1 pseudogene is annotated in these 295 nt (G+C 27.8%); it reads left to right on the top strand.

Annotated elements, in window-relative coordinates:
- Positions 1-113: 113 nt before the first annotated feature.
- Positions 114-295 (top strand): annotated as a pseudogene (locus CD128_RS11375) (ISL3 family transposase); the annotation flags it as partial.

Raw genomic sequence — 295 nt, 5'->3', positions numbered from 1 at the left:
ACTGATGACTAAAAATCATCAGTCCAATTTTTATGTTTTGAATACAAAAATAGCGCAATTACCTCTATAATTATTAGCTACCACACCAAATAAAAAAGAGAGGTAATGCGCCTATGTGTAAGTCTATATTAAATACATTAAGAATTAAAGATAAAAATCTAAGTTTTTCAGATGAAGTGACTGAGAAAAAATATAAAGGACGAAAGAGTCTGTTTTACTATGCAGAGCTTACTTATCAACCTACACATTGTGAAAATTGTTTAACTAAAAACGAAAATTTCTCTATAGTGAAAAA

Source organism: Staphylococcus croceilyticus, assembly GCF_002902575.1.
GTDB classification, from domain to species: domain Bacteria; phylum Bacillota; class Bacilli; order Staphylococcales; family Staphylococcaceae; genus Staphylococcus; species Staphylococcus croceilyticus.
This window is presented reverse-complemented; position numbering and strand designations above follow the sequence as displayed.